Consider the following 3,446-nt stretch of genomic DNA (forward strand, 5'->3'; position numbering starts at 1 on the left):
CCAGTTGAGTTTGGTCTGGCCCTCGACCGTAAAGATGTAACTCAACCTGCTGGCATTCTTGAACTACAGGTACTAGGGCTTGCAACAGGGTATCCAAATTCTTCTGCTTAATATCCAGGCGACCAATAAAACCAATCTTCCAGGGTAGACCAGGAGGAAGGGGAAGCGGTTCTGGGAAGAACAGGAGATTGTGGTAAGGAACCACATGAACCTGTCCTGTATACCCATATATTTCCTTAAACTGGTGTTCGGTACATTTTGAAACGGAAACAACGCCATCTGTCTGTGCCACCGCCTGACAAAACTTGTTCCCATAAGGAGGTACTGGCGGCAGGAATTCTGGTGCAAACATCCAACTGACTGCGATTTTGGCTTGGCGACGATGCACCAACTGAACCATTCTGAGGTAAAGCTCGGACATAGGCTGGCGCACGCAGAACACCCAATCCCCAGGTTGTAGTTGGGTTGCCAACCAAGTCAGCATGAAGCGCTGTCTGACTAACCAGCGATCGCCTGGTAATCGTCTCTGACGGTAAACCTCTATGCCCTTCTCCACCAACTCATCGACTAGCGGACATGGCTCCATCTCGGCTACCACTACCCGAAAAGGTATTCTCTCGCTATGTAAGTGCAGTGCCAGAGCGTGCAGATAGGTTTCGATGCCGCCAGCACGATAAAGTACATCAGAGTAGAGAAAAATCATAGAGAAGTTCAGGCAGTTAAATAATCAGCCAAATCAGCACTATCCGCAAAAGAACATTGTCTTCAGCTTAATGCTTGTAGTTTCTCAACCTTTTTGAAGTACGACAGTAGATACATTTTCAGAAGACACGACCAGAAGAAACGATAGTTCCAGACAGACGAAATAAAACTTACAGATATTTGAAGAAAAGACTTTAAAGGTGGTTTTATGCTGGAATTATCTCTAGCCTCATCCAGGGCTAAATGATAAACAAATCTTGTTCTTGACTTACGCCAACCCTTAGGAAGCAAGGATGGATAATTTAGAGAAAATTCATCGAATATCCGAAGCATTTCACGCTTGCAGGCAAGAGATTGACCAACTGTTTTACAGTCGGTATGCAAGCGAGCTTTTGCAATAAGAGCATCTGTAAGCTGCGCTTTAAAATTAGGAATTCGAGCAAGTCGCAAATACAAGTCATAGTCCATAGCATAATGAAGTGAAGTGTTTAGACCTTTGACTTCCCTGCAAGCCTTACTCGACAAAAAAATAGCCGCTTGTGGAGTAGTCCACTCTTCCCAAACACAAACAAGTTCAGAAAGATTTTGAAAGCACTTATGATGGATGCGTGGAGTTGAAATGCCAAAGTAGGTCAGCTTACTGCCAAAAGTCGTCGCTGAGGGATTATTTTGGTAGGCGAGTGCAACTGTTTGAATTGCATTAGGTTCGAGAAGATCATCAGAATTTAACCAATTCCAAATCGCGCCAGTACTGATGTTGAACCCTTTTTGAATAGCATCAGTCTGACCTTTATCGGGTTCGCTCACCCAATAATTGATCCAAGGCTCGTATTTTTTAATAATTTCAACGGAGTTATCTGTGCTGCCGCCATCGATAATGATGTACTCCAAATTGGGATAGCCTTGCAGCAGCACTGAGCGAATGGTTTCCTCAATGAACTGACCCTGGTTATAACTAGGAGTGACTATACTGATGCATGGCCATTCAGAACCATTCGGCATTTGCTTAGGTAAAGGCTGACTCTGCTCTGTCCAAGGCCAGCCCGATTTTTCAGGTAGCGGTGAGGGGAGGTTTTCTAGGGTTGGAGCAGTGTTAATAGCTGGCATTTTTGGTGATAATACGGCTTGATTTACTGCTTGACGTGTAGTTTGAAAGGCAGTTTGTTGAGAGCGATCGCCCAATTCTGTTCCTTCATACAGTTCCTGTTGACTGAATCAGGAAAAATATTGAAAAAAGCTAACATCTCGCTTCATTAACGCACCCTATTTCTTAACAAATAACGATATAGCTCGATGTATCAATTAGGCTAAATTTATAATAGATATGCCTCTAAAATGCTCTCCCTACGCTGTTGATTCAAGCGATCACGTAGAGTGTCATCTTCTAAGCAATGAGTAACCCTGTTGCAAAAATCTCGATTATTCTCTGGTACTTGTAATCTCTTTGATAGCTAGAGCTAAACCTCTTTGTGAGGCATCATAAAAGCGACGTTGTCTTACATTCACTCGCCAACGATGGTAGTGTTGTAATAACTTCTTTTGCCAAGTTAGTTTAGGTGTAAGCTTGCCTCTAAAGGAATCCAGCATAGTCAAAGAGTAAGTCATTCCCTCGACTAACCTCAACAAGTAATCTTCTTGAAGACGATAGGCAGGAATTAAGTGGGTTAATTTCAAAGATGTAAACTGCCCTGTACCTAACCCAATATCGCAGGCTGTAAGTGCCAAATCTGAATCTTCACAGGAGAGCAGTAGTTTACCCTTTCGACCCATACCAGCTCGTTTAGGGTGCTTGTGAAATAAATCGGCATATTTTCTAGCAACAACTTTACGAACACAGATGCCAGCTCCACAGGGAGCTGTGGAGCTGTGATTTAATAAGTTTGACCATTTGTCTTGGTCAAATTCTCGAATAGCCAACATTGACCAATAAGGTTTTGTCCAATCTGGAGGTGTTTCCTCAAAATCTGGTCTAATCTGTCCACCCCAAGCACCGATTTTGGGCCAGTCTTTACTAATTTGTAATGCTACCTCAAGATAGTCTGAATCTAAAACATTATCATCATCTACAAAAACTAAAGTTTCAGCGGCAGCTTCCTTTATGCCTCTTAGCCGAGCAGGGGTAAGACCTAATTGTTCTTCTCGAATGTGACGAGCTTGGGGATGCCAGCTCAGATCGATTTCTGATGCAAGTACTTCATCACTTGCATTATCAATTAAGCATAATTCCCATTGCTCTATTGGCAACGTCTGAGATTTCAAAGCGTGTAGTACCTTATCCAGATAATCACGCCTAGGATTATGCGTACAGATTACGACACTTAGGGAAAGTTTCATAATAATTGCGCTAAATACGATGAATGCTAATAATGCACTGGATGGTGTTTACAGCCAGTGATTATTTGATCTCAGAACTCCATTAGCTTTGGTAAAGCAGATATCACACTGACCCAGCGCACCATCATGAGGACGCCTCAAAAAGCCAGGAAAATCATACACAACATATCCTTTGTTTTTCATGAAGGCAACAACTTCATCAAAAATAGGTTGCCCTTTTATAAACTCAAATAATGACGCTTCCAAAATGAAGACTTCTACGTTACCGAATAGTCTTGTTCCACCTTTTAGTGCCTCAAGTTCAAACCCCTGGATATCCAGTTTTGCTAATTGAGGCATAGGCATCAAATCCTTTTCAAGTAAGGCATCGATAGTGACGATTTTCACACTTCGTTGTTTGTCGCTATCTC

The 3,446-nt window shown here is 42.5% G+C and carries 3 protein-coding genes and 1 pseudogene; all 4 read right to left on the reverse strand.

What is annotated here, in order from left to right:
* Positions 1-703, reverse strand: a pseudogene (locus V6C93_RS15655) (hypothetical protein); the annotation flags it as partial.
* A gap of 62 nt (positions 704-765) precedes the next feature.
* Complete coding sequence (locus V6C93_RS15660) at positions 766-1,884, reverse strand: glycosyltransferase family 2 protein (RefSeq protein ID WP_333477597.1); 1,119 nt, start codon at positions 1,882-1,884, stop codon at positions 766-768.
* Between the two features lie 237 nt (positions 1,885-2,121).
* On the reverse strand, positions 2,122-3,036 hold the full coding sequence (locus V6C93_RS15665) for a glycosyltransferase (protein ID WP_333477598.1): 915 nt from the start codon (positions 3,034-3,036) through the stop codon (positions 2,122-2,124).
* A gap of 48 nt (positions 3,037-3,084) precedes the next feature.
* On the reverse strand, positions 3,085-3,446 hold a 362-nt coding region (locus V6C93_RS15670), incomplete at its 5' end, for an FkbM family methyltransferase (RefSeq protein WP_333477599.1).

The sequence above is a fragment of the Allocoleopsis sp. genome (assembly GCF_036703385.1).
GTDB lineage: Bacteria > Cyanobacteriota > Cyanobacteriia > Cyanobacteriales > Coleofasciculaceae > Allocoleopsis.